Origin of the sequence: Shinella sp. WSD5-1 (genome assembly GCF_963942435.1) — a bacterium.
Taxonomy (GTDB): Bacteria; Pseudomonadota; Alphaproteobacteria; order Rhizobiales; family Rhizobiaceae; genus Shinella; species Shinella yambaruensis.
In genome coordinates, this window is record NZ_OZ012601.1 from 43,754 (window position 1) to 65,813 (window position 22,060).

Sequence of the window (22,060 nt, forward strand, 5' to 3'; positions counted from 1 at the left end):
AGTGAACTCTCACGGTCAAAGCTACGAGCCCTAGCCACCCGCTTCATGGCGAGGCGGCATCGTGGCGCGTCGGCATGTGTCGGCAGCGGGACAACCTGAATCCGCTCCTCAAGAGATTTGCCGATTTTACGGCAACTCTACGAAATCCGGACCCGTAGCTCGGGGCTTGAGGAGGCCGTCGGTTCCGCTGCTACTCATGCCGCAGATGGTCCCGCAAAGCGCTCACCGCCGCAACTCGGCTCGGATAAGCTCGGGCGAACCGGACAGAAGTCGGCCTGCGGACAAGCTCTATACAGTACCGTATCGATCTGATAATTCCACTCTATACGCTTCCGTATCGCAATAATTCTGCTGGAGGCTCAGAGGGGGGCTTACTCAGATGCCGACCCCCGATTTTCCGATCTCGCGATCCGGGCCAGTGCTACCCGCACTGACCGAACCATTCGTAGTGACGTACTGCCTCCTCCGTCGGTTCTGGCCGCAGCTCCTTGCCGTGGTCACTATCGGGATTGTTGCGGTCAATGTTCTCACGCTCGTTTCGGCAAAAATCGCTCTGGTCGAACCCTTCGCCGGATTGATCGGCCTAACTTTCGTCGTCCTGGCCCAACTCGTGACAACCGTTGCGATGTTCGAGATACTGAGGCCGGCCCTTCCCTCGATCCGGGCTGCTCAAGATGCCGCCGGCGACGGAGCCAAGAGGGTTGAGGACCGACGTTTTTCGGCCGTGCTGAGCGTCGCTCTATTGCCGTTCTTCGCCTACTACGCTGCTTGGGGTTTCCTCGGCGACATAGTCCGCCAGTATTCCCGGCTAGCATTGGATATGGCGCCTCTTGGTCAGAGCGGAAATGTTCTGAATGTCATCGATTCCCGTTGGCTGGCGTTCGCTGTGGCGATCGCCTGGGTGGTCCGCCTGATCGCTAAGCGGATCAAACGTCGATCGGCATTCATTCAAATCGTCATCGTCGTTTGCGAGACAAGCTGGGTCTTCGTCGGCCTATTTGTTTTGAGCAAATGGAAGGAGCCGTTCATCGCATGGCTCGGAAGCGGAGGGCTGTGGAGCATTTTGCACGGAGTTGCACGGGGTATCGTGGCGCAGGCGCAGGCAGCCACGCAAATGCCGGTCGAGTATCTGCGGCGCAGCCTGCCAGAGACGCTTCTATCGCTATTCTGGTACATAGCGCTGCCACTGGTGTGGATGGTTCTCGCGGCGATCATCTATGGCTTCGATTTCAAGCGCCATGGGCGGGCCGACGATGCCGATGCGGGTCGCTGGAGGCATCGATATGAGCGCCTGCCCGCGTTTCTGCGAGACTTTTTCGGCAGTTTCTTCGCGGGCTATCGAAATCGATACGTACCAATCGCCAATGGCGTCCGATTGACCTTCGCCTCCGGTGCAATCCTGATCTGCGTGTTGATTGTCGGATACCGGGCGATCGATTGGGCGGCAGCCTGGGCGTGGCTGTTGACAGTACGGGCCATAGGACAACAGAGCGATGTTGCCTGGGACGTGCTGCCAGATGCGATCTCCCTGTTCATCGGTAACCGTTTTCAGGACTCCTCCCTTTCCATTTTGGTCGAACCCCTGCGCATCGCTTTTCTCGCTGCCGTGATCGAGACTGCCTTTCGCCTCGGAGCGGACCGCACCGCGCGGGGCAGGCAATGACCAAGGTAACGGTTCGCCGAAGGCTGGCCAGGTGGACAATCTCTGTCCTCGTCGCTTCGGTTGGGATCGCGATCGCTGCCTATGGCAGCAGGCCGCAACCTTTGCCGGAAATCGATCCTCGCCGACCTTTTCAGACGGGGCAGTGGCAGATTTTGCCGCTGAAGGCTTATACGTCTGTCGAGCCGATCGCCGGTTTCGATCCTCGCGGCAAACCTGCACTGGTTCTCGAGGTAGTTTTGACCAATCGGACTGCGAACACCTCAAGCGACTATCTGGCGCTGTTTGCTCCCGTCGCTGGCATAGAGGTGAACGCGCCCCCACCGATCGTCGTTCTCCTTCGTGACAGCTTGGACAACATCACGCCGGCATTGCACCCATCGATCCGAGAAGCTGTCGCTTTCGTGTGGCTCGACCACAGGGCGAATGGCCCGACCTCCTTCATTGTCAATGCCAAGACCTTCAAATCGGCCGACAACCTTAGAGGCCTTCCGGGGTGGTTCAACAATGCCCCCATTGGTCGCATGACCATCGACGTATCTAACGATTGGGGGGACCGTGCTTCGCCTTAGCATTGCAAATGGTGGCGCACTCGCGCTGGCTGCTGTCTGTTGCTACGCCATGCAGACGACGAAGCCGAGCTATGTCGATGTTGTCCGAACCATCCCGGTCCAAGGCCGCGTCGACGAACAGGTTCGCTCTAGAGACTTCAACGTCCTGGTTGGCGACGTGGCGCTCGCACGCAACCTAAGGCTGACACATAAAGGAAAAGAGCGCCTTCTCACAACAGGCGGGTTATGGGCGGTGGTCACCGTGACCGTCACCGCGAACCGTCACCCGGTCGCCCTCTATCGGCGGACATGGAGCGGACCGGATGCAATCACCTTTGACGAGTCTCGTCGTGCCCCGTCTTTGCTACCGACAGAGTTCGTCGTCGGTCAAACGGTCGAAGGCAGGCTCGTATTCGAGATTACCAGCGACCAGGCCCGCAACGCGACCCTTCAGCTCTCGAGGAACTGGATCAAGGAGTTCGACAGCGAGACGCGCATCCGTCTCACGCCGGCCGAACTTCAATCTGACGGCCGACTTCCTGTCGCCGATGCAATTTCCCTCGAGGCAGAATAACTGATGCGCGATGGCTCTCAAAGCAATCCACTCTCCACCGAACGTAGGTCACGGCGCCGCGCGTTGATCGCGTTGCCGTTCATGTTGCCGCTGGCCGCCGTCGCGGTGGGCTATGAGCGTCTCTACTGGGCTTGGTGGGGCAACCACCTCATCGAGCGTAACGTCGAGAGTGGTCGCGCAGAACCGTACGGCGGCAGCGACTGGATGCTCGTCCGTGTCGCCCGACATGAACAACCAAGATCGACATCGATTCCCCGCGGCTCCGTGCTGCTGATTGTCGATTTGAAAGTCCGGGTCGGATCGGCAAAGAGCGTCACTAGAATCGCCAACATGACGCGTGAGGAGTATTGGGGGGCGTGCAAAGTAGGCCTTGTGGATTCGAGCGGTCGAACGTGGGCTGCAAGCACGACCGGCCACGCTCCGGACATCTATCCACCCAGTCAAGCAAATATTGCAACGTGCGGCTCACACTCGCAGGGCAATTGGCGCCCAGAGGATTCGATCATCGTACGCGAGACGTTCACGATACCGGCCGACGTCGCAGGTTCGGTCCGACCGACGCTCATGGTTGACGGCGAACAACCCTACTATCTCTCCTTCACGAGGGAAAAACGCTAGTCGATCGGCATCGACGATGGTTTTCAACCAGGTCGTTGCCTTGGCAGATGATCGCTACAGGGAGAACACTCGGCATCGACCTTAGACCGGAGATGGTAGCCCCCTTCGGCGGGAGCCACCCGAACGCTGTTCGTAGTGGTGCCCAACAGAGTCTCCCAAGCCTCAGAGCGATTTTAAACTCTATTCGGTACCGTATACAACGCCGCGCGCCGATGCTATACGCTACCGTATAGACCGTATTCAAAGGAGATTGCGATGACTTTCAAAGCCGGTGCTACAAGCAGCAAACCTACGATGAAGCGCGGCGCACGCTATGCGTTTACCGTAGCTTCAGCGATCAGCGCCGTTAGCGCTATCTATCATCTGATCGGGGGCACGCCAGAGGTGATGCACCCTCTCTATGCCGCAAACCTGCCCTCGGAATCGGCCGGAATCCTGGATGTCCTGTGGTATCAGATGGCAGCCCTTTTGGTCGGGGCTGCCGTGGCGACGCTGTTTGCAGCATATAGGATCCATTGGCGATTGCCCGTGGCGTGGATGATTGGATCGCATTTCCTAATCACGTCCGCGATCTGCCTGATTTTCAGCTTTTCCTACTTTGGGAATGCTTGGGGGCTTCCGCAATGGGTCCTTTTTGCACTCATTGGGATCATCACGTTTTGGGCGGCCAATCGGTCTTCTGACGGCTGATTTGAGATGACGGTTGCGACGGACGCGCACCCGCAAGTCACGTCAATCACGGACCTAATTGACAGACAAGCCGAGCTCCAGACCGAAGCCGATGAAATCGTCCGGCTCCTCCAACTCGACAAGTTGCTCGCGCCGATCGGAAGGGCGGTGAGAGTTGGCAGCTCCGCTATGGGTCGCGGCACTTGGATTCGTGCTTCTGTCTGCCTCAATCGTTGCGCTTGCAGAAACGAGAAGGCCGGAGCCTGCCAACTAGAGCGCTGACGTTTCGACCGAAGCGTCTCCAGCGTTCCCGAAGTAGTCCGCATCTGTGTGGAGTGACGCCGTCGCCGACGAGAGGGAACGCCTCGTACGTCACCACTGGCGCTATTGCGGCCGGCTACCGTCGGTCGCCCTGCTGAGCCACTATCGCCTTAAAGCGCATGTGCGCGACAAAATGATCCGGCCGAGTCATTCGCCTTGGGGCGGATAGGTCCGCTCGTGACGTAGGCGCTGCGTTGGCATTAATCTAGGGCGCGACAATGTCTATCCTGGCTTGAAGCGCCGCAAGGCTGCTTCAAGACCTGACCGAGTTCACGAGCAGTCTGTGGGCGCTACTGCGGTAATCCGCGCGTGCTATCCAGAAGAACACCATACAGTGCCGAAAAGAGAAATACAAATATCGCTAGCACAATCAGAAAAACTATGGCGGCCGCCCTAAAGTAGCCAACGTCCGTCTTTGCGAATTTCCGCCACGATAATAACATAACTACATAAATCGTAGCTGCGATAATTAGGGTATATACGGACAATATCGGAACCACGTAATAATAATTGACCTGTCATCAACTCCATCTCTATAAGCTACTGCGAAGATCCCGCCGAAGGATTTTTCCAACATTGCTTTTCGGAAGTGTCGAACGGAATTCGATCACACGCGGCACCTTGTAGGGCGTCAGAAAGGCTCGACAATGTTGCCGGACCTTCTCTTCTGTCAGGGTCGGATCTTTTCTAACGACGAATGCCGCTACTTTTTCGCCAGACGTCTCGTCTGAAAGGCCAATCACCGCGGCTTCCAAGACCCCATCACAACTCGCTATCACCTCCTCCACTTCCGTCGGATAGACGTTGAAGCCTGATACGAGGATCATGTCCTTCAGACGGTCGACTATTTTAAACTGTCCGTCTGGCAACATCACCGCAATATCCCCTGTGCGGAAAAAGCCGTCCGGCGTCATGGCCCGCGACGTTTCTTCCGGAAGGTTCCAGTAGCCGATCATCACTTGCGGGCCTTTGGCGCAAAGTTCTCCGGCGTGGCCGGGGGCAACCGGCTTGCCGTCCGCATCCCGAATGGAGATGTCCGTCGACGGCACCGGATACCCGATCGTGCCCGTGAGGCTGGAGACATTCCAAGGGTTAACTGTCAACACGGGCGATGTCTCAGAAAGGCCGTACCCCTCGACGATTCTGGCGCCCGTTATCTTCGTCCATCGCTCGGCGACCGCCGCTTGCGTTGCCATCCCACCAGAGTTGCAGAACTGCACGTCCGAGAAGTCTACCGACTTAAGATCGTCGTGGTTGGACAGGGCGTTGAAGAGGGTGTTCAATCCGCAGAAGAGCGTAAACTTTGAGCGTCTGAGAGTGCGGATAAACCCCGTGATATCTCGCGGGTTCGCAATCAGGAGACAGGCGCCACCCAGCCGCGTCATGGATAGGCAACACGCCTGCAACGCCAGAATGTGGTAGAGGGGTAGGGCGCTCACCATAACGTGCTGGCCAGCATACTTTCGCAGCATTGGCCCAAACCATGCGATCGATTGTTCTACGTTGGTTGCGACGTTCCTATGGGACAGCATCGCTCCTTTGGGAGATCCGGTGGTCCCGCCCGTATACTGCAGAAAAGCGATGTCATCCAAGTTCGGTTCAACTCTCGCGGGCGGCCGTTGGCGGCCGCCAGTGATGCTCGAGAACGGAATATGCCCCTCTAATCTGTAGGACGGGACTGCCCGCTTCACCCATTTTGCAACAATGTTGACCGCCATGCCTCGAATGCCGAGCAGATCGCCTGCCTTGGCGACGACAACGGTCTCGAGCGACGTGCGCTGCATTGCTTCTTCGACGACGCCTGAGAAATTCTCGAGCACGAAGATAGTGCGGGCTCCAGAGTCGTTGAGCTGCCGTGCCAATTCCGTGGCGGTATACAATGGATTGATCCCCACGACCGTGCATCTCGCTATCAAGATACCGTAGAGCACCGCCGGGTACGCCATGACGTTGGGCATCATGATCGCGATCCGGTCGCCCGCCTTGGCTGACCGAGCGATCAACCAGGATGCAATTTGCTCGGCAGCATTGCCTAGCTGGGCGTAGGTCAGCGTCGCGCCGAAGCTGATGGCTGCCGGACGATCGGGGTACTTCCGAACTGTCTGACGAAACGTCTCGCCCAGTGAGGCGACATCTTGGGACTCAATGCTGTGGGGCACGCCTTCAGGATAGTTGGATAGCCAAGGTCGATCACACATCAACTTAGAAAAATGCGGATCTTCGACCATCGCGTAACCGTTCCTTCTGGTGGATCTATCGGGTTAGTTGTCTGCGTCGCCGGTTAGCCCTCAACCGTCGCGAGTATGTCGCAGCGCCTACCGACCGAATGTTTCTGGCGAGATCACCTTGTAAGGCGCTGGCGATTTGTGAATTGCCAGAGGATCGATGGAAAAGACCCTGGATGAGAGCGTGAGCAACAGGAGCATTAGTCGGTACATTCCGGCGTTCCTTGCTATTGACGGTTTCGGGGATGCTGGGCCTCCTCAGCGGCGGCCAAGTGTGTTCACCACGATCACCCCTGTCAGCGCCAGTGCGCCCCCAAGGACGGTGGTAATGACTGGAGTCTCCCCGAGGCCAATCCATGAAAAAAGGACCGCGCAGGGTGGGATGAGGTACAAGAACTGACCGGCCCGCGCTGCGCCGAAGCTTTTCAACGCATAGGTCCAGCAAGTCTGGCCTATCGCGGCAGGTGCTACCGCGAGGAACACGACCACGAGCATTGTGTCAGGCGACGCGGCCCTGAATTGGGACAGTCCGGCCGGCAGCCAAGGGAGCAGGGTCAGCGCGCCGGCAATGAGCACGAGCGACGTGACGTCCAGTGAGCCGCTTCGGGCGAACAACGGTCGTTGCAGCACCGAGAAGGCTGCCGCACACGCAGCCGCCCCTAGGATGAGCATCGCACCGGACCCGAACGTAAACCCGCCCACCTGTCCCAACGAGATTACGGCCACGCCACTAAAACCGAGCAGGGCTCCAAGCCAGCTCCAACGACTGAATCTCTCCTTCAGGAAGATGACCGCGAGACCCACCATAAACAGAGGCTGGGTGTTCACGATGAAGCTTGCTGCGCCTGCAGATACAGTGGCCTGCCCGGAGTTAAGCAAGACGTTATACAAGGCAATTCCCAGAAGGCCGCAAATGACGATTGTGGTATAATCCCGCATTGACATTCTGGCCGGACGTTTCCATGCGAGCCAGGCAAACGCCAACACTGATGCCAAGGCGAATCTGACGCTGGCAAGTGGCAGCGGCTCAATTTGGCGAAGTGCGAAACCAATCGCGGGGAACGAGGCCGCCCATGTGATAACTGTCCCGGCTACGGCAAGGACGGGCAGGAAAGTATTCGATTGAGTTTCTGTTGAAGTATGAGTCATGAGCATCCATTCGCACGCCTGAACGGCTTGACATAGGACGCGGACAGCAATTCAGATGTGAGCATGGATCACACCTTGCCCCCCCTTGAAGCATTCCAGGCAGTATTGGCAGCCTCGTCAACCGGATCGCTGACCGCAGCGGCCGAATCTCTTGATGTCACTCACGGTGCCATCAGCCGTAGGGTGTCTGTCGTCGAGCGCTGGTCAGGAATTCGCATCTTCACGCGGCACGGGCGTGGCGTTATTCCCACACCGGCCGGGCAGCGACTTATCGCACAAATCGACTACCTTCTCGCGCAGCTCGAAGACGCACCTTTGTCCGGCTCCCTCTGCTCGGAGGTGGAAGTCGTGCGGGTCGGGACGGTTCAGTCGTTCGCAAGGCTTTGGCTCTTGCCGAACCTTGCGCGTTTGGAGGGCGAACCGCCCGATCTTCGCGTCGAGCTCGAGATCGACAACCGTCTTATGGCGCTTTCGACGACCCGGGTCGCAGTTCGCCTCGGCCGGGGCGATTGGCCTGGAGTCTCGGCCATCCGGCTCTTCCCGGAAACCCTGCGGCCTGTCGCACGCCGTGAGACGATCGCACAGCTCGGGGACCAGATCAGACCGCAAGATCTACTCACGCAACCTTTGTTGCATGATGCGTCGGACAGTGCCTGGCGACATTGGCTGGGGATGGATACGCTTGGCTCTCGGCCGAGGGACCGGATCCTCCCGGGCTACGATCTGGCACTCATTGCCGCAGGTGCCGGTCAGGGTATCGCGTTGGCACGTTGGCCATACGGGCGACACTATATCGAGAACCTAGGGCTGAGCTTTCTATCGACGCATACGGTCCCGAACCCATCGGCGTTTCACCTGGTGACGCCGGGTCGAGGCAACTCCTTGGCGGTCAATCGACTGACGGAAAGGATGCTCGCACTCGCCGCCGACGAGTTGCTGGAAGCTGCTGTCTAGCGTTCTGCTGCGGTGGCCGAGAGGGTTGGCGATGCTCATACTCCGCTCACCGAGAGGTGATAGTTGCTGAGACGTTGGGGCACAATCGACGCGGCGGTCATCACATGCACCTTCAACGTTCACGAGGTCGCCTTCGGTCTGGTGCGCGCGAGGACCTGTGAATATGAGAGGCGACCGAGCAACCAAAAGCAGGCATCGCTTTCGGATCGGAATTCGATGAGATGATTCCTGTTACCACGTTCGAGCCAATAAACGGACCAGCGGTGGTCGGAATCTTGCGTGACACACCAAGTCTGCTCAACAGGGCTGTCAGGGCAGTACGCCTGCTTTTCAATCCCGATGATCTGCAGAGCGAAGGATAGTTCTTTGCGCGTCATCAATTTTTCCCGTCTTTCACCCAAACTGCAAACCGACTCTATTCGGGGAGCTGCGGTGGCAGCTTCAGTTCCAGGTTCATCAGCGATCTCGCGGCGCTTCGGACCCTACTACATTGGCTTTCTGCAGATTTTCTATCCACGATTTCTTTCCTGAAATTCTCCGCATCGACCGCGAGCCGCTGCGTCAACTCCGCCAGGTCCCCCTCGCTCAAGCCGTTGGCTTCGGCCGCCAACCGCACAGCCGCCTCCGCCTGATGGACGCTCATGAGGTCGAACATGCGCAGGCCATGGCATATTCGTATCTTTACCAAGGCGTCTATCAGAGGGGGCATCGCTGGCTTCACGCCGGTATATGGCGACGTACGAGGGAGGCCCAGCAACTGGGGCGCGACCTGAACCGTCAACGCTCTTATAGTTCCGCAGAATCCCTCTTGGTCGGCCTTCGACCCATTTGTCGCCCTTTCGAGGTCCCGGGCAAACGGTGAGGCAGGAAGGGTGCGCCTTTCAAGGATCGTTATGCCGTGCTCTGCCACGAAGAGGCTCCACCTCGCCACTCGGAGTTGGTGCTCCGCTCCGAGGTCAGTCGCTGATCTCCACATACAGAACCAGTTTCCGATCGCCACTTTGTCTGTATCGGCAAGATCTTGCTCGGCGGCGGCGCGGCCACTGAGAACGAGCGCGATGGAAGCTGCCATCAGCAGGTGCTGGAACGTCACTTACGCCGTTCTCCAGTCGGCATTCCAATCGAGCAATTGACGCGCGCGACTGCTATCCACCTCACCATCGCTTTCTGTGATGTTGAAGATGCCTGAGAGGTCGCTTCGCGCGGCTAGCGCCGTCGCCAGCGCCGCAGCATCTATGTGAATTCCCGCGGGGCCCCAGGGTCGGTCAGAACCCGTGCCCGGTCCGTAAAGCCTTCCATATCGGAGAATTGCGAAGGGAATCCCTGAGGAGGAGACCTGGTCCTCCAAACTTACGACGCCGTCTGAGGTTGCTGAGGCGCCAGGAAGACGCCCCGCCAACTGGTGGCCCTCCTTATGCGGACGGGGTGTTTCTGGGACATAGTCAAACGCTATGCTTTGAACTACAAGGCGCTTCACTCCGGCATTTTTCGCAGCCTCAACCAAGTTGTGCGTGCCTAGTTTTCGCACCTTTGCATTCCTTTCGAGGGCCGCCTCATCCAACTTCGCCAGATCGCGCGGCAAGTCGGTGAGCTGGTGCATGAGGACGTCTGGTTGAAAGCCAACGATCAAGTCGTTAACGGTCTTACCATCGAACGCATCGGCCACGACCGCGTCCAAGCCCTTGCTTCGCATCGCATCGGCCCGCTCTTGCGAGCGCGTCATCCCCATGATGTGCCATCCGCCGGACAGCAGCAGGGGAATAACCCGAGTACCAATAGCGCCTGAAGCGCCGGCGAGGAAAAGCCTCCCTCGCTTTGCTGATCCGTCGCTCATAGCCATCGTCGAATTTGACCGCATTTTCATCACCTCCGGTTCTATACGCCTCCGTATATCGCCTCCGGCATTTACAGTCTATACGGGAGCGTATAGAACTTGTGTCAGAGTTGGAAGCGAAAAAGGGTGGTAGATGCCAGGCAGGCAAGATGGTCCCTCAAAGGCGGATTGGGTCGCAGCAGGATTGTCCGCATTGGCGATCGGTGGGATTGAGGCAGTAAAGGTGGAACGCCTCGCCGCGTCTCTCGGCGTGAGCAAGGGCCCATTTTACTGGCGGTTCAGGGATCGTGTGGAGCTCTTTGAGGCAATCATCGACTTCTGGAAGCGAGACTTCACAACCGGACTCATAGAGCAAGCCCGCCATTTGGACGATCCACGAGCGCGCCTGATGGCACTTGCGGAACTGGCAATAGAGCCAAACGCAGGATCTCTTGACGTCGCAAAGACCGAGTGCGCCCTTCGGGCATGGGCCGGTCAGGATCCCCTTCCGCGGGCGGCGGTGCGAGAAGTGGATGAATTGCGTTTAAGGCACGTTACCGAGGAGCTCAAATTACTGGGGGCGCCGGAGCCGGTGGCTGAGCAGTTGTCGCGAGGGATCTACCTTGCATTGCTGGGCCTATACACTGTCCGCCAATACACCCCGGAACTCGCCGACGATCAATCCTATCGGACGGCCGTGACCATTGCGATCGACGCCGCTGAAAAAGCATATCTGCCCGCCGCGGCCAGGAATACGCATCCGACTTCGGATCGGTAGGGTGCTTACGGCGGTACATGCTCCCCCAAGATGAGGTGAAGAACTTTCATGAGGCTCTTTTATTCTCCGACATCACCCTACGCCCGAAAGGTGCGAGTTGTCGCTCGCGAGCTGAACGTCCAACTCGAAGAGACTCCGATCAATCCCTTTGCATCGGACACGGACTTCGGGGCGGTCAACCCGATCAACCGAGTACCAGCGCTCGAGCTCGATGACGGGCGCGTCCTTTTCGACAGCCCAGTGATCTGCGAGTATCTGGACGTCGAAGGCGGATCGGCATTGCTGCCGCGAGAAGGTGCTTCGCGTTGGGCAGTCCTTCGCCTCCAAGCGTTGGGAGACGGCCTCATGGACGCCGCCACGCCTCTACGCCAAGAGACGGCCCGGCCGCTGCAGCGGCAATCCCCCGACAGAATTGCCTTGCACCGGCGCACGATCAGCCAGGTTCTCGATCACTTGGACCAAGACGTATCCCAGGTGAGCGGCGTCAGCATCGGAACCATATCGATCGCATCGGCTCTCAGTTACCTCGACTTTCGCTTTCCGGCCGACGGATGGGACGAGGGGCGGCAAAGACTGCACCACTGGTACGAGGACTTTCGGCAGAGGCCTTCATTTCAGCAAACAGCACTCGGCTAGGGTGACTATATTCTTGATAACGGGTTCGTAAATCAAACTGTTGACTACCTGGAGGACCTGCAATTGCTGGTGCCACTTTGCAACGCTTCTAGATCGTCTGAGCAACCGACGCAGGAAGTAAAAGCATTGAACCGATACCATGATCGAATTGCCGCAAGGGTGGCTACTTATGCTGTTTGTTGCCCCTAACTTTGGGGGAATGGCAGGTGTGTCCTTAGGGTCAGGACCCATTGATTTGAACTGACGGCTGTGATTCAGATGGGCGTATAGGAGCCCGACTGATGAGTAATTTGTTTTGGCTGACGGACGAGCAAATGGCTCGTCTTCAGCCCTATTTCCCCAAGAGCCATGGCCGCCAGCGCGTTGATGATCGACGCGTTCTGAGCGGCATCATCTTCGTCAACCGCAACGGGCTGCGTTGGCGTGATGCGCCGAAGGAATATGGCCCGGCGAAGACGCTTTATAACCGCTGGAAACGCTGGGGCGACAAGGGCGTATTTATCCAGATGATGGAAGGTCTGGCCGTGCCTGAAGCCGCAGAGCACAAGACCATCATGATCGATGCGACCTATCTCAAGGCCCACCGCACGGCTTCCAGCTTGCGGGTAAAAAAGGGGGCGCGGGCCGCCTGATTGGACGCACGAAAGGCGGCATGAACACCAAGCTTCATGCCGTAACGGATGCGAGTGGTCGCCCGATCAGCTTCTTCATAACGGCAGGCCAGGTCAGCGATTACACCGGTGCTGCCGCCTTGCTTGATGAACTTCCCAAGGCCAAATGGTTGCTGGCCGACCGTGGCTATGATGCCGACTGGTATCGTGACGCTTTACAGGCGAAGGGGATCACTCCCTGCATTCCAGGTCGAAAATCCCGCAAGAAGACCATCAAATACGACAAACGCCGCTACAAACGGCGCAACCGGATCGAGATCATGTTCGGGCGTCTCAAAGACTGGCGACCGCGGATCGCAATATGTGTCCATTCGCTATTCCGAACGGCTAGCGGAAGCGGGCATCGAGCCGTCTGTCGGAAGTGTCGGCGACAGCTATGACAACGCTCTCGCCGAAACGATCAATGGTCTTTACAAGGCCGAGGTCTGAATAGCCCCGAGTTTCGTAGACACCCCCGGGTTAGATTTTCTGCTGCTTCTCGAACTCGACGGGCGACAGCATTCCGTTTCTGACGTGCTTGCGTTTCGGGTTGTAGAACATCTCGATGTAGTCGAACACATCCTGACGAGCTTCATCGCGTGAACGGTAGACCCTGCGACGTATCCTCTCGCGCTTCAGAAGATTGAAGAAGCTTTCGACCACCGCATTGTCATGGCAGTTGCCGCGTCGGCTCATCGAGTGAACCAGATTGTGGTGCCTGAGGAACGAGGCCCAGTCCATGCTGGTGAACTGCGAACCCTGATCCGAATGAATCAGCACCTTGTCCTTCGGTTTACGTCGCCACACCGCCATGAGCAGAGCCTGCAATACGACGTCCGTAGTCTGTCGGCTCTGCATAGCCCAGCCGATGACCCTGCGCGAATAAAGGTCGATGACGACCGCAAGGTAAGCGAAGCCCTCGCAGGTTCGGATGTAGGTGATGTCCGTGACCCAGGCCTTGTCCGGAGCCGCGACGTCAAATTGCCGGTCGAGTGTGTTGTCGATAGCGACGGCAGGCCTGCCGCCATAGATGCCGGGACGGCGTTTGTAGCCGATCTGCGCCTTAGTCCCGGCGAGACGCGTCAGACGCGCGACCCGGTTCGGGCAGCACATCTCTCCCTGATCGAGAAGATCGTCGTGCAGCTTGCGCCTCTCGGTGATTGCGTTGCAATCGCCTGTCGGCCAATGGATAACCGTAGACCTTGCCGCTCTCTTCCCATGCCTTCAGGAGCAAATCGGTCTGCCGCCTGTCCTCGCTGGCTCGCCTGCTCAGCGGGTCCTTCAGCCAGGCGTAAAATCCACTGGGATGAACCCGCAAAAGGCGGCACATCGTCCGCACCGAAAACTGCAAGCGATGCAAAGCAATAAACGCGTACTTCACTTTGCATCCCTGGCGAAATACGCGGCTGCTTTTTTTAGGATGTCTCGCTCCTCGGTAACGCGAGCCAGTTCCTTCTTCAGCCGCCTCATCTCCTCGGCCTGGTCGTCGCCTTTGGCGTTCGACGCAGCAAACTTCTTCTTCCATTCATACAGGGAATGTTGGCTCACGCCGAGGCGCTGCGAAACCTCCGCAACCGGATAACCTCGCTCGGTGATCTGGCGAACAGCGTCGCGCTTAAATTCTTCGGTGAAATTCGTTTTGCTCATGATGCTCTTCCTGCCTCAAAATTAGGAAAGAAGGCGTCTACAAATCTAGGGGCTATTCAGTCATCCATCGGCGAGGACCGTGGCGAACCTTCGAAGCCGTGGAGTTCGCCACTTTGGAATGGGTCGACTGGTTCAATAACCGCCGCCTTCTGGAGCCCATCGGCAACATACCGCCAGCCGAAGCCGAAGAACGATATTACGCCATGCTGGACGCACCGGCCGTGGCCGCTTAACTTAAATGAAATGGCCTCCGGCAAACCCGGCGCGGTTCAGATATTTGGCAAGCACGATCAATGTAGAAGCTCAAAAGCGCTTCATCGCGGCGTTCCGCGCGCTACGGAGAAGACTGCTCCAATCATGCCCCCCGTCACAATGCCAGCCGAACCACCCGCAAGGCCGCCAATCACGCAGTGAAGTAGCGTCGCGGCATGGATTTGGGGTGACACGACGATAGCGGCTATAACACCCACTGCCGCACCGACTACGCCGAGCACAAAACCTAGACCGGTTACGGCATCAGACGGATCAACGACAATGTGCTCGTTGCTCTCTTCAAGCTCAGGACGGTCTTCGTTTGCCATCTTGTCCTCCATCCTTTGTCACAGGTTGCCGCGGGTCAGTTGCATCGTCATCGTCGCTGTCGAGCAGAATCCTGACGGCCGCTCCATCCAGATCCTCATATTGACGGGTACGCAGAGACCACAGGAACGCGAGCAGTCCACCGATACCCATGATGATCGAAAGCGGAACGAGAACGCTCATGGCCGCCATGCGCTCGCCTCCGCGGTCAGTGTAGCTATCGCCGCGCTAGATTCCGGGGTGCGTGCGAGGCGCAGCGCATTGGCGACCACAATGAGGGAAGACGAGGACATCGCAAGGGCTGCGATGAGCGGCGTCACATGGCCGCTGAGCGCAATCGGCAGGCTCGCGAGGTTATAAAAGGCGGCGAGCGCAAAATTCTGCCGAATGAGTCCGTTCGCTTTCTCCACGTTGTCAAACACATCCATTACCACGCCAAGATCGTTACCTAGAAAAACCAAATCCGCCGCGCTACGGCCGACGTCACTCGCGGACGTCGGCGCCATGGATGCGTCCGCGGCTCGTAATGCCGGTGCGTCATTGATTCCGTCGCCGATCATTAAAACCCGCCGCCCAGCCGCCTGCAGATCCTTTACGGCTTGAACCTTCTCTGCCGGCAGGAGCCGAGCGCGCCGGTCGGCGATGCCCAGTGCGCCAGCGACCGTCTCGACAGCTTGCCGACTATCGCCGGAAAGGAGGATCACGTCGAGGCCCCGGTTCTTGAGCGTGCGGACAAGGTCTCTTGCGCCGAGGCGGATATCTTCGCTGAAGTGGAAATGCGCAACAGCCTCTCCGTTCTTCGAAAGCACCGTCGTTGCCGACATATCCTGTGCCGACAGCGCCCATTCCGCTCGGCCAAGCCGGTAAAGATCGTCTCCAAGGCGGCCTTCCAGCCCCACCGCCGCCTCTTCCCGGATATCGGCGAAGGCGGGCCGAGCGTCCGTGGAGTTAGCGGCGGCGGCAATCGCGTGGGCCATCGGATGACTGGAGCTGCGCGCCAGCGCGGCGGCGAGCCCGAGCGCGTCTGGAGCGATCGCGGCGAGGGTGGCCAACCGCGGCATCCCGGTCGTCAGCGTTCCCGTCTTGTCGAAGACGACGGTGTCGATCTTGCGCAGGCGTTCGAAGGCGGAGCCGTCGGTCGCCATCACACCGCGCTCGAAGAGGCGGCGGGCGAGCACGACCTGGACCATGGGGACGGCGAGCCCTAGCGCGCAGGGGCAGGTGATAATGAGGACGGTGACCGCGACGGTGAGGGCAGCGTGCAGATTGCCGGTCGCAAGGAACCAGGCGACGAAGGCGAGGGCGGCGAGGCTGTGGACGATTGGAGCGTAAAGGCCCGCCGCGCGGTCGGCGAGCCGGCGGAAGCGCGAGCGGCCGTTCTCGGCCGCCTCGATCAGTCGCGTCATCTCGGCGACCGTGGAATCTGCCGGCGCGGCGGTGGCGCGCAGTACGAAGGGGTTGGCGAGGTTCAGTTCGCCCGCGCGCACGCTCTCTCCGGCGCGGACGCTGCGCCAATGGCTCTCGCCGGTGATGAGGGCGGCGTCGAGCTCGGCGCGGCCGTCCTCAACAACGCCGTCGGTCGGCACACGCTCGCCGGCGGCGATGGCGAGGCGCATTCCGGCCTCGACTTCGCCCAGTTCCACATAGTCCAGCCCGCCGTCGACTTGCAGCACGCTCGCCCCGCGCGGGATCAGCCGCGTCAGGGCGGCGACGGCGGAGCGCGCCTTCCGCCGCATCGCATGATCGAGCACCCGGCCGATGAGGAGGACGAAGATCAGCGACGTTGCGGCTTCGAAATAGGCATGGGGAGCGTCGGTCACGGTGTCGTAGAGGCTGAGCGCGAAGGTGAGGAGGATGCCGACGGAGATCGGCACGTCCATATTGGTGCGGCCATGGGAGAGCGCCCGCCAGGCGGAGCGGTAGAAACCGGCGCCGGCATAGAAAACCGCCGGCAGTGCGAGCAGAGCCGAGACTGCATGGAACGTCTGCCGTGTCGCCGCGTCCGCGCCCGCCCAGACGGAAACGGACAAAAGCATGATATTCATCGAGCAGAAGCCGGCGACCGCAAGCGCACGCACCAGTTCGGCGAGCACCTTATCGTCGCCATCGATCTCAACTGTGGGAAGGTCGGCCTGGTATCCGATGGCCGCCAGTGCGCCAAGAAGATCCGGTGCGTGCTGCCTATCTCGCCTCCAGTCGATCGTGACACGGCGCAGCGAGAGGTTGGCGCGTGCGCGTTCCACGCCTGGCACCCCGACAAGAGCGGCTTCCACCGCCCCAATGCAGGCAGCGCAATGCATGGTGGGAATTGAGAGCACACTCTGCCGCAGCCCGTTGCCCAAATCCCTGCTGGCAATCGCAAGTTCGTCGGCGGAGCAGCCGGTGCGCGACAGCGAGATATCCAGTCCGATCTCGGCCGAACAGCAGGACATGGCCGCTACCGTATCTCTTTATAGGCGTGCCAGGTGGCGTGCCCGAGCCAGGGGAAGACCACGATCAGGCCGAGAAGCCCGGTCGCGACCGAGAGGAGGAACAGACCGAGCACGATGGCACCCCAGGTCAACATCGGGGTGAGATTGTTCCACACCAGTGCCGTGCTGACGCCCATAGCAGTCAAGGCGTCGACGTGCCGGTCGAGCAGCATGGGAATGGAAAAGACGCTGACGGCGAAGGCGAAGCCGGCAAAGAGCGCGCCGATCAGGCTGCCGACCACCAGCATGGCCCAGCCGGTCGGCGTGGTGAAGAGCATGCCGGCGATGTGGTCGAGCCCGGGGAAGGGGCGCACGCCGAAGAACAGCGCATAGACGAGGACGGCCGCGCGCATCCACAGGAGCATCAGCATGGCCAGCAGCATGCCGGTAAAAAATACCTGCGCGCCCGCCATCGGCTGCACGGCGAGCATGGAGCGCAGCGTCGGCCGCACCCCTGCCTCCAGATCGCGGCTCTTGAGATAGAGGCCGGCGGCGACCAGCGGGCCGACGATCAGGAAGCCCGCCAGCGCCGGGAACAGGAAATAGTCCCGTCCGGTATCGAACATGTAGACGATGAAGACGATCGAGGCGAGGAAGACCGCGAGACCGTAGAGGAGGCTCGGCATGGGGTTCGTCCACAGGTCGCGCCAGCCGCTGGCGAGCCATTGCACGGGCGCCCGCGCGGAAAGGTGGCGCTTCCAGCGCTCGTTGCGCGTCTCCTCGATATCCGAAACCTCGGATACGAGTTCGGGTGTCTGCTGTCTTGCGACCATCTCACCGTCTCCCCCTCAGCATGCGGACTTGGCCGCGCGATATCCGCCCGGCGCTCCGCTCTTGTCCTTCAGATGCGCCACGCAGCCCGGCTCGCTGGAGACGGCGACGTAGACGAGATGAGCATTGGCGCCCACGAATACGGCTATCGCCGCCGCTGCCAAAATCCAGAGGAGGTGAAGCCGTCGTGCGGGGGCGGGCGCAGCATTCGTCATCTATGGCGCCCTCTTTCCAAGGTCGTCGACATAGAGCGCCAGAACCTTGATCTCGACCGGCGCCAGCCGCTCGTCCCAGGTCGGCATGTGGCCCTGCCGGCCGCCGTGGATGGTCGCGATGATGCGCTGCAGGCTGCCGCCATAGATCCACCTGTTGTCCGTGAGGTTGGGCGCGCCCAGCTCCGGATTGCCCTTGGCATCCTCGCCGTGGCAGGCGATGCACGTCGTCTGGAAGACCTCGCGCCCGCGGTCAATCTGCTCGACGTTCCCGGCGGTGGAAACGGTGGAATCGCTCAGTGAGCTGACATAGGTGGCGACGTCCAACACCTGCGTGGCATCGAGCATCTCGTCGCGCCCGAAAGCCGGCATCTCGCCGACGCGGCTTTCCGCATGGCGGGAATTGACGCCCACCGTCAGCGTCTGCGCGATCGCCTCCGGCCCGCCGCCCCAGATCCAGTCGTCGTCGGTGAGGTCGGGATAGTTCTCGCGGCCCTTGCCGTCGCGGCCGTGGCAGGCGGCGCAATTGTCGCCGAAGAGCTGGTGGCCGTTGGCGCGTACCGTCTCCATCAGCCGCTCGTCGGCGCGGACCTCGTCAAAGGACAGGCTCTCGATTCGCGAGGTCCAGGGCGTCCGCGCGCCGGCACCCTCCTTGATCGAGGCTTCTACGGTGGTCTTCTGGTTCTCGCCGAGAACGCCCTTGGTGTAGGTCCTGCCGAGCGGCCAAGTGGGCATCAGCACCCACCAGAGCACGGCAAAGATGTGCGTGACGATCAGGAAGAGCAGCACGCCGCGCGGAATGGGTGTGTCGAGTTCCCGGATGCCGTTCCAGATATGGCCCGTCGTCTTGCGGCCGCTGACGGGGTCGACCTCTTTTACTTCCATGGGGCATCGTCCTCGTCGAAGATATCCCGCTCAGCCCGTTCAAAGCGCTCCCGGTTGGAGGGCAGGAAGGTGTAGATCAGCACGCAGATCGAAAAGCCCATTAAATAGAAAAGGCCCCACATCTTCGAGCCTTCGAGTAGTGTCTCATGGGTCAACGCCATCTCGTCACCTCAATTGTCCGGGTTCGGCATCTGTTCGGGCGCGGCAGTGTTCTCGTAAGCCGCGCGGGTGAGTTGGCCGAGCACCTGGAGATAGGCGACGAGCGCGTCCATCTCCGTCACGTTGGTCGTCACGCCATCGAAGGCCGAGACCTGCGTCGCCTCGCCGTATCGCTCCGTCACGCCTGACGACTGTTCGCTGTCGGGTATGGCCTGACCATAGGCGTCGCGCGCGGCGTTCTCGATCATCTCGTCGGTATAGGGCACGCCCACGGCGCGCTGCGCGCGAAGCGCGAGCGGCAGATCGGCGAGCTTCAGCGGCGTCGTTCCCAGCCAGCGGTAGGAGGGCATGTTGGATTCCGGCACAACGTCGCGCGGATTGTTCAGATGGGCGACGTGCCAGAAATCCGAATATTTGCCGCCGATGCGGGCAAGGTCCGGGCCGGTGCGCTTCGATCCCCACAGCATCGGATGGTCGTACTGGGATTCGACGGCCAGCGAATAGGGTCCGTAACGCTCCACCTCGTCGCGCAGGGTGCGGATCATCTGCGAATGGCAAGCGTAACAGCCCTCGCGCACGTAGATATCCCGCCCGGCCAGTTCCAGTGGCGTATAGAGCCGCATGTCCGAAACTGTCTCGACCGTATCGTCGATGGTGAAGAGCGGGGCGATCTCGACGATGCCACCGACGCTCGCAGCGGCGATGATAGCAAGCATGAAGCCCGTTGCGGAGCGTTCCAGTTTCCTGTGCATCAGTTCCGGCATCGGCTACTCCGCAGGCGTGGGGGTTGCACCGTCGACCGGGCGCTCGCCGACGGGCATGTCCTCGTCGAGAGCGAGCATGGCGGCGGCGGGGCTGCGCACGGTCATCCAGATGTTATAGGCCGCGACGATCGCTCCCATGAGGAAGAGAAGACCGCCGAAGGCGCGCGCGATATAGTAGGGATACATCGCCAGCAGCGTATCCACAAACGAATAGACGAGCGCGTTGTCAGGGGAATAGGTGCGCCACATAAGGCCCTGGATGATGCCGGAGTTCCACATCGCGAAGACGTAGATGAGCGTTCCTGCTAGCGCGAGCCAGAAGTGCACCTCGACCAGAACCGCCGAATACATCCGCTCGCGCTTCCAGACTGCGGGAACCAGCGTATAGAGCGAGCCGAAGGTGATCATTGCCACCCACCCCAGCGCGCCGGCGTGGACGTGGCCCACCGTCCAATCCGTATAGTGAGATAGGGCGTTGACCGGACGAATAGCCATGAAGGAGCCTTCGAAAGTGGAAAGTCCGTAAAAGAACGCTGCCATCATCATAAAACGAAGGGTCGCGTCGTCGCGCACCTTGTGCCAGGCGCCGTTGAGGGTGAGCAGCGCGTTGCCGGCAGACGCCCAGGAGGGCACGAGCAGCATCACGGAGAAGGTCATGCCGAGGTTCTGCACCCAGTGGGGCAGGGCGGTGTAGTGCAGGTGGTGAGAGCCCGCCCACATATAGAAGAAGGTAATGCCCCAGAAGCTGAGGATCGACAGCCGGTAGGAGAAGATCGGCCGCTCCGCGCGCTTGGGCAGGTAGTAGTAGAGCATGGCCAGGAAGCCGGCGGTGAGGAAGAAGGCGACGGCGTTATGCCCGTACCACCATTGCACCATTGAATCCTGCACGCCCGCCCAGACCGTATAACTCTTGGCGTGGGCGAAGGAGAGGGGAACTGCGAGGTTGTTGACGATGTGCAGGATGGCCACGACGAGGATGAAGGCCATGTAGTACCAATTGGCCACATAGATGTGCGGCTCTTTGCGCCGGGCAAGCGTGCGCACGTAGAGCACGAAATAGGTCACCCAGACGATGACCAGCCAGATATCGGCATACCATTCGGCCTCGGCATATTCCTTGGACTGGGTGACACCGAGAAAATAACCGGAAATCGCGATGAGACAGAAAAGGTTGAAGCCGAACAGCACGATCCAGGGCGAAAGCTGGTCGGCAAGGCGGGCGCGCGAGGTGCGCTGCACGACATGGAACGAGGTGGTGATCAGCGCATTGCCGCCGAACCCGAAAATGACGCCGGACGTGTGCGCCGGGCGGATGCGGCCAAAGCTCGCCCAAGACGTATCGAAATTGAGACTCGGCCAGGCGAGCTGCGCTGCAGCCCATACGCCGATGAACATGCCGAAGATCGCCCAGAACAGCGTCAGCCCGACGCCGATCTTGATCGGATCATCATAGTAGCGGGTGAGGCGGGCGGGGCTTGGCGGCGTCCCAAACGCACCGGAGAAGAGAACGAAAAGCAGTGCTAGACTGTAGAGGAGGACCATTGCGCCGTGAATGCCGAGGACATCGGCGCGACCTGCTGCCGCCATCGCGATACCGATGATCGCAAGGACGATCAGGATGATCGCACCGAAATCCCGCTCCCCCGTCGTGAGTTGACCCATCTTCGACGTCTCCCCATGCTATAGCGCGCCGCAAATTTCTTCCTTGGGAACTTACACGACGTTCCTCGAATTCAAGACTGAGCGGTGAAAAAAAATCCTGGCGCGGAGCAAAATCGCTATGAAATTGACGAATGGCAGGTTTTCCGCTCGGGTCCGAGTATGCTCGCTGCTCTCTTTAGATGAACGTAATTGAAGTTAAGGCGCAACGTGCCGTTAGCCATGCCAGCACTTCGACTTGTTCGTCGGCATAAACGCGCCATATGCCTTTGAGAAGGATGAAAGCGACCGCTTGATCCACTGCGTTCGATGCTG

The 22,060-nt window shown here is 59.8% G+C and carries 22 protein-coding genes and 4 pseudogenes; 11 read left to right on the forward strand and 15 right to left on the reverse strand.

From position 1 onward, the window contains the following. Positions 1 to 379 precede the first annotated feature (379 nt). From AABQ55_RS32315 to AABQ55_RS32335, 5 genes are all read left to right on the forward strand, one after another. Positions 380 to 1,663 (forward strand): hypothetical protein, encoded by a 1,284-nt coding sequence (locus AABQ55_RS32315; RefSeq protein ID WP_272809057.1) that lies wholly within the window; start codon positions 380 to 382, stop codon positions 1,661 to 1,663. Next, complete coding sequence (locus tag AABQ55_RS32320) at positions 1,660 to 2,232, forward strand: hypothetical protein (RefSeq protein ID WP_272809058.1); 573 nt, start codon at positions 1,660 to 1,662, stop codon at positions 2,230 to 2,232. The genes AABQ55_RS32315 and AABQ55_RS32320 overlap by 4 nt, the downstream gene beginning before the upstream one ends. Positions 2,233 to 2,281: 49 nt before the next feature. After that, on the forward strand, positions 2,282 to 2,785 hold the full coding sequence (locus AABQ55_RS32325) for a hypothetical protein (RefSeq protein WP_272809059.1): 504 nt from the start codon (positions 2,282 to 2,284) through the stop codon (positions 2,783 to 2,785). A 3-nt stretch (positions 2,786 to 2,788) separates the two neighbouring features. Continuing rightward, positions 2,789 to 3,403, forward strand: coding sequence for a hypothetical protein (locus AABQ55_RS32330; protein ID WP_272809060.1), 615 nt, complete (start codon positions 2,789 to 2,791; stop codon positions 3,401 to 3,403). Between the two features lie 255 nt (positions 3,404 to 3,658). Then, on the forward strand, positions 3,659 to 4,093 hold the full coding sequence (locus AABQ55_RS32335) for a hypothetical protein (protein WP_272809061.1): 435 nt from the start codon (positions 3,659 to 3,661) through the stop codon (positions 4,091 to 4,093). Positions 4,094 to 4,926: 833 nt separating this feature from the next. Here the strand turns inward: AABQ55_RS32335 and AABQ55_RS32340 are convergent. Together AABQ55_RS32340 and AABQ55_RS32345 are read right to left on the reverse strand one after the other, a co-directional pair. Continuing rightward, the gene (locus AABQ55_RS32340; RefSeq protein WP_272809062.1) at positions 4,927 to 6,621 is read right to left on the reverse strand and encodes an AMP-binding protein; all 1,695 of its coding nucleotides are present in this window, start codon (positions 6,619 to 6,621) and stop codon (positions 4,927 to 4,929) included. Positions 6,622 to 6,876: 255 nt separating this feature from the next. Further along, positions 6,877 to 7,767: a DMT family transporter gene (locus AABQ55_RS32345; RefSeq protein ID WP_272809174.1), complete on the reverse strand. Its 891-nt coding sequence runs from the start codon at positions 7,765 to 7,767 to the stop codon at positions 6,877 to 6,879. 63 nt (positions 7,768 to 7,830) lie between these two features. On the opposite strand from AABQ55_RS32345, the gene AABQ55_RS32350 reads away from it, so the two are divergent. Beyond that, a complete protein-coding gene (locus tag AABQ55_RS32350; RefSeq protein WP_272809063.1) occupies positions 7,831 to 8,721 on the forward strand; it encodes a LysR substrate-binding domain-containing protein in 891 nt (296 codons plus the stop codon). 119 nt (positions 8,722 to 8,840) lie between these two features. Here the strand turns inward: AABQ55_RS32350 and AABQ55_RS32355 are convergent, their stop codons facing one another. The 3 genes from AABQ55_RS32355 to AABQ55_RS32365 are packed head-to-tail and all read right to left on the reverse strand — an operon-like array spanning position 8,841 to position 10,555. Then, positions 8,841 to 9,098, reverse strand: coding sequence for a hypothetical protein (locus AABQ55_RS32355; RefSeq protein WP_272809064.1), 258 nt, complete (start codon positions 9,096 to 9,098; stop codon positions 8,841 to 8,843). 38 nt (positions 9,099 to 9,136) lie between these two features. Next, positions 9,137 to 9,814 (reverse strand): hypothetical protein, encoded by a 678-nt coding sequence (locus tag AABQ55_RS32360; RefSeq protein ID WP_272809065.1) that lies wholly within the window; start codon positions 9,812 to 9,814, stop codon positions 9,137 to 9,139. Then, on the reverse strand, positions 9,815 to 10,555 hold the full coding sequence (locus AABQ55_RS32365) for an NAD-dependent epimerase/dehydratase family protein (RefSeq protein WP_272809066.1): 741 nt from the start codon (positions 10,553 to 10,555) through the stop codon (positions 9,815 to 9,817). A 223-nt stretch (positions 10,556 to 10,778) separates the two neighbouring features. Here AABQ55_RS32365 and AABQ55_RS32370 point away from each other — a divergent pair, with 223 nt between their 5' ends. The 4 genes and pseudogenes from AABQ55_RS32370 to AABQ55_RS32385 all read left to right on the forward strand — a co-directional run. Continuing rightward, positions 10,779 to 11,312: a TetR/AcrR family transcriptional regulator gene (locus AABQ55_RS32370; protein ID WP_338341942.1), complete on the forward strand. Its 534-nt coding sequence runs from the start codon at positions 10,779 to 10,781 to the stop codon at positions 11,310 to 11,312. 48 nt (positions 11,313 to 11,360) lie between these two features. Next, positions 11,361 to 11,948, forward strand: a complete 588-nt coding sequence (locus AABQ55_RS32375) for a glutathione S-transferase N-terminal domain-containing protein (protein WP_272809068.1) — start codon at positions 11,361 to 11,363, stop codon at positions 11,946 to 11,948. Positions 11,949 to 12,229: 281 nt separating this feature from the next. Further along, positions 12,230 to 12,918: pseudogene (locus AABQ55_RS32380) on the forward strand (IS5-like element ISKpn12 family transposase); the annotation flags it as partial. Further along, positions 12,902 to 13,045: pseudogene (locus AABQ55_RS32385) on the forward strand (IS3 family transposase); the annotation flags it as partial. The pseudogenes AABQ55_RS32380 and AABQ55_RS32385, both read left to right, overlap by 17 nt. A gap of 33 nt (positions 13,046 to 13,078) precedes the next feature. Here AABQ55_RS32385 and AABQ55_RS32390 read toward each other — a convergent pair. Then, positions 13,079 to 14,245, reverse strand: a pseudogene (locus AABQ55_RS32390) (IS3 family transposase). A gap of 32 nt (positions 14,246 to 14,277) precedes the next feature. Between AABQ55_RS32390 and AABQ55_RS32395 the strand changes: the two are divergent. Continuing rightward, positions 14,278 to 14,478 (forward strand): annotated as a pseudogene (locus AABQ55_RS32395) (IS3 family transposase); the annotation flags it as partial. Positions 14,479 to 14,559: 81 nt separating this feature from the next. Here AABQ55_RS32395 and AABQ55_RS32400 read toward each other — a convergent pair. The 9 genes from AABQ55_RS32400 to ccoN are packed head-to-tail and all read right to left on the reverse strand — an operon-like array spanning position 14,560 to position 21,748. Then, positions 14,560 to 14,826 carry a hypothetical protein gene (locus tag AABQ55_RS32400; protein ID WP_272809069.1) on the reverse strand — a complete coding sequence of 89 codons (267 nt, stop codon included), beginning with the start codon at positions 14,824 to 14,826 and terminating at the stop codon, positions 14,560 to 14,562. After that, positions 14,804 to 15,016, reverse strand: coding sequence for a cbb3-type cytochrome oxidase assembly protein CcoS (gene ccoS, locus AABQ55_RS32405; RefSeq protein WP_272809070.1), 213 nt, complete (start codon positions 15,014 to 15,016; stop codon positions 14,804 to 14,806). The genes AABQ55_RS32400 and ccoS overlap by 23 nt, the downstream gene beginning before the upstream one ends. Next, positions 15,004 to 17,256 (reverse strand): heavy metal translocating P-type ATPase, encoded by a 2,253-nt coding sequence (locus AABQ55_RS32410; protein ID WP_272809071.1) that lies wholly within the window; start codon positions 17,254 to 17,256, stop codon positions 15,004 to 15,006. The genes ccoS and AABQ55_RS32410 overlap by 13 nt, the downstream gene beginning before the upstream one ends. Positions 17,257 to 17,261: 5 nt before the next feature. Next, positions 17,262 to 18,068, reverse strand: a complete 807-nt coding sequence (locus tag AABQ55_RS32415) for a DUF2189 domain-containing protein (protein WP_272809072.1) — start codon at positions 18,066 to 18,068, stop codon at positions 17,262 to 17,264. A 15-nt stretch (positions 18,069 to 18,083) separates the two neighbouring features. Next, positions 18,084 to 18,281, reverse strand: coding sequence for a hypothetical protein (locus AABQ55_RS32420; RefSeq protein ID WP_272809073.1), 198 nt, complete (start codon positions 18,279 to 18,281; stop codon positions 18,084 to 18,086). Continuing rightward, positions 18,282 to 19,163 (reverse strand): cytochrome-c oxidase, cbb3-type subunit III, encoded by an 882-nt coding sequence (ccoP, locus tag AABQ55_RS32425; RefSeq protein ID WP_272809074.1) that lies wholly within the window; start codon positions 19,161 to 19,163, stop codon positions 18,282 to 18,284. Beyond that, the gene (locus tag AABQ55_RS32430) at positions 19,154 to 19,324 is read right to left on the reverse strand and encodes a cbb3-type cytochrome c oxidase subunit 3 (protein WP_272809075.1); all 171 of its coding nucleotides are present in this window, start codon (positions 19,322 to 19,324) and stop codon (positions 19,154 to 19,156) included. Before AABQ55_RS32430 ends, ccoP begins: the two co-directional genes overlap by 10 nt. 9 nt (positions 19,325 to 19,333) lie before the next feature. After that, positions 19,334 to 20,086: a cytochrome-c oxidase, cbb3-type subunit II gene (ccoO, locus tag AABQ55_RS32435; protein ID WP_272809076.1), complete on the reverse strand. Its 753-nt coding sequence runs from the start codon at positions 20,084 to 20,086 to the stop codon at positions 19,334 to 19,336. A gap of 3 nt (positions 20,087 to 20,089) precedes the next feature. Continuing rightward, positions 20,090 to 21,748 (reverse strand): cytochrome-c oxidase, cbb3-type subunit I, encoded by a 1,659-nt coding sequence (gene ccoN, locus AABQ55_RS32440; RefSeq protein WP_272809077.1) that lies wholly within the window; start codon positions 21,746 to 21,748, stop codon positions 20,090 to 20,092. Between the last annotated feature and the right edge of the window lie 312 nt (positions 21,749 to 22,060).

What these genes read in the sequence shown, in the direction of transcription:
- AABQ55_RS32315 (WP_272809057.1), top strand. Translation starts at nt 380, where the DNA reads ATGCCGACCCCCGATTTTCCGATCTCGCGATCCGGGCCAGTGCTACCC.
- AABQ55_RS32320 (WP_272809058.1), top strand. Translation starts at nt 1,660, where the DNA reads ATGACCAAGGTAACGGTTCGCCGAAGGCTGGCCAGGTGGACAATCTCT.
- AABQ55_RS32325 (WP_272809059.1), top strand. Translation starts at nt 2,282, where the DNA reads ATGCAGACGACGAAGCCGAGCTATGTCGATGTTGTCCGAACCATCCCG.
- AABQ55_RS32330 (WP_272809060.1), top strand. Translation starts at nt 2,789, where the DNA reads ATGCGCGATGGCTCTCAAAGCAATCCACTCTCCACCGAACGTAGGTCA.
- AABQ55_RS32335 (WP_272809061.1), top strand. Translation starts at nt 3,659, where the DNA reads ATGACTTTCAAAGCCGGTGCTACAAGCAGCAAACCTACGATGAAGCGC.
- AABQ55_RS32340 (WP_272809062.1), bottom strand. Translation starts at nt 6,621, where the DNA reads ATGGTCGAAGATCCGCATTTTTCTAAGTTGATGTGTGATCGACCTTGG.
- AABQ55_RS32345 (WP_272809174.1), bottom strand. Translation starts at nt 7,767, where the DNA reads ATGACTCATACTTCAACAGAAACTCAATCGAATACTTTCCTGCCCGTC.
- AABQ55_RS32350 (WP_272809063.1), top strand. Translation starts at nt 7,831, where the DNA reads ATGGATCACACCTTGCCCCCCCTTGAAGCATTCCAGGCAGTATTGGCA.
- AABQ55_RS32355 (WP_272809064.1), bottom strand. Translation starts at nt 9,098, where the DNA reads ATGACGCGCAAAGAACTATCCTTCGCTCTGCAGATCATCGGGATTGAA.
- AABQ55_RS32365 (WP_272809066.1), bottom strand. Translation starts at nt 10,555, where the DNA reads ATGAGCGACGGATCAGCAAAGCGAGGGAGGCTTTTCCTCGCCGGCGCT.
- AABQ55_RS32375 (WP_272809068.1), top strand. Translation starts at nt 11,361, where the DNA reads ATGAGGCTCTTTTATTCTCCGACATCACCCTACGCCCGAAAGGTGCGA.
- AABQ55_RS32400 (WP_272809069.1), bottom strand. Translation starts at nt 14,826, where the DNA reads ATGGCAAACGAAGACCGTCCTGAGCTTGAAGAGAGCAACGAGCACATT.
- ccoS (WP_272809070.1), bottom strand. Translation starts at nt 15,016, where the DNA reads ATGGCGGCCATGAGCGTTCTCGTTCCGCTTTCGATCATCATGGGTATC.
- AABQ55_RS32410 (WP_272809071.1), bottom strand. Translation starts at nt 17,256, where the DNA reads ATGTCCTGCTGTTCGGCCGAGATCGGACTGGATATCTCGCTGTCGCGC.
- AABQ55_RS32415 (WP_272809072.1), bottom strand. Translation starts at nt 18,068, where the DNA reads ATGGTCGCAAGACAGCAGACACCCGAACTCGTATCCGAGGTTTCGGAT.
- AABQ55_RS32420 (WP_272809073.1), bottom strand. Translation starts at nt 18,281, where the DNA reads ATGACGAATGCTGCGCCCGCCCCCGCACGACGGCTTCACCTCCTCTGG.
- ccoP (WP_272809074.1), bottom strand. Translation starts at nt 19,163, where the DNA reads ATGGAAGTAAAAGAGGTCGACCCCGTCAGCGGCCGCAAGACGACGGGC.
- AABQ55_RS32430 (WP_272809075.1), bottom strand. Translation starts at nt 19,324, where the DNA reads ATGGCGTTGACCCATGAGACACTACTCGAAGGCTCGAAGATGTGGGGC.
- ccoO (WP_272809076.1), bottom strand. Translation starts at nt 20,086, where the DNA reads ATGCCGGAACTGATGCACAGGAAACTGGAACGCTCCGCAACGGGCTTC.
- ccoN (WP_272809077.1), bottom strand. Translation starts at nt 21,748, where the DNA reads ATGGGTCAACTCACGACGGGGGAGCGGGATTTCGGTGCGATCATCCTG.